Annotated in this window: 1 protein-coding gene and 2 pseudogenes; 1 reads left to right on the top strand and 2 read right to left on the bottom strand. The window is 60.8% G+C overall.

Going from position 1 to position 1,638, the window contains the following annotated elements; translation table 11 throughout:
* Positions 1 to 373, bottom strand: a pseudogene (locus tag EN749_RS38385) (hypothetical protein); the annotation flags it as partial.
* A complete protein-coding gene (locus EN749_RS35405; protein ID WP_245491579.1) occupies positions 370 to 780 on the bottom strand; it encodes a hypothetical protein in 411 nt (136 codons plus the stop codon). The pseudogene EN749_RS38385 and the gene EN749_RS35405, both read right to left, overlap by 4 nt.
* 327 nt (positions 781 to 1,107) lie before the next feature.
* On the opposite strand from EN749_RS35405, the pseudogene EN749_RS35410 reads away from it, so the two are divergent.
* Positions 1,108 to 1,638: pseudogene (locus EN749_RS35410) on the top strand (transposase); the annotation flags it as partial.

Below are 1,638 nucleotides of genomic sequence, written 5' to 3' on the forward strand. Positions count from 1 at the left end.
GCCCGTAGGAAATCACCTTCAGAACCGCCGGCTGATACCCGGCCGCCAGCCTGTCGGCAGCCGCCCTCGGTGCAGGTCCGCCGGCGAGCTTCCGCCGCTTCGTTGACAGGGCGAGGTTCAGTCGCCCGGCTTTACCGCGCGGCGGCTCCAGCTCTTGGGCAGACGAGCGCGGCACGGCCGGTTCCGGTGGCTGGCTTCCCCCGAAACCGTCCTTCCCCGTCCGGCCGCGAACGGTCTTGACGAACCAATCATCGTCATTTGCAGCAAAGGATAACTTAGACTGGTGCCGGCGCGTGCGGTTCTCTTCTTCAAAAACTGCGCTCGCGCGGATCCGATCGGCTATAGCCTGTATGGTTGACTGGTCGAGGGTCACGCGTCCTTACCATCCAGCAGATGCGCCGCCTTCCGAAGTTTCAGGCCATGAGCAATCGTCATCGCCGTCAATTCGGCGTCGACGGCTTTCACTCTCTCATCCAGAGCTTCCCATATCGGCAACGCCGCCTCCATGGGGACAGCATCGCCGGAATGAATGGCATGGAGAAGCTGGCTGAGGCTTCGGCCAACCATCCGGACTTGCGAGGCCAAGGCCGCGACAGTGCGTGAATTCTCAGCTGACAGAGCGGGACCGACATCCAGGCTGGCCCGGATAATGCGCCGCAACGTCTCCGCTCGGTCAAGCTGGAACACCTTGCAGGCCTCATCCAGGAGCGCGCCCGCCTCCGGCCCGATATCGATCCGGGAGCGCTTTCGCGTGTCCTTCTGGGCGGCGCTGGTGTCCAAAATTCCTCGCTATGGCGGATGGGGCCTCCCGTCGAAGACGGTCCAGGTCAAAGCGAAGCGACGACCTGCTCAGCCAATTTGGACCCAAATTGCGTATCTTGTCAATTCACCACGCAACATTATACTGATTCTATGGTTCGTTGATTCAGAATCATTAATGCCCTCGTGGACATTGCACCGATGCGCAAAATCATATTATCACACAATCGTTTATCCGCCTTTGAGCCTTGTCGCATCGGTGCAATGGCATAATGCAAGGAAGTCACTTTGGCGCCAAAGTGTCCATGCGGTTTGGCGCCAAAGTGAATGGAACATTGGGAAAAGACAATGCCGGAACAACGCGCGGTGCAAATCACAGTGGCCTCTCCCAAAGGCGGGGTCGGCAAGACCATGACCACCATCCTGCTCGCTGGCGAATTCGCCGCCGCCGGTCATCGGGTGACGGTGCTCGACACCGACCCGCAACTGTCCGCGGTGGAGTGGAGCAAAAACAGTCGCCGGGTATCGGTTGCCGATCTGTGCCGCAAGCACGGGGTCAGCGACGCCTCGATCTACAATTGGAAGGCCCGCTTCGGCGGGATGGATGTCTCCGAGGCTCGGCGACTGAAGGCGCTGGAGGACGAGAACACGCGCCTGAAGCGGCTTCTGGCCGACGCCATGCTCGACAATGCCGCGTTGAAGGACCTTGTGGGAAAGAAATGGTGACGCCCGCGGCCAAGCGGAAAGCTGTCGCTCGCCTGAAGGAAGGCTTCGGGATGAGCGAACGGCGGGCGTGTAAAGCCATCGGCTGTTGCCGCATGACGGTTCGCTACGAGACCAGCAGGCCGGACGACCGCGAGGTTCGCGAGCGGATGAAGG

It is taken from the genome of Mesorhizobium sp. M7A.F.Ca.ET.027.02.1.1 (assembly GCF_004022985.1).
Taxonomy (GTDB): domain Bacteria; phylum Pseudomonadota; class Alphaproteobacteria; order Rhizobiales; family Rhizobiaceae; genus Mesorhizobium.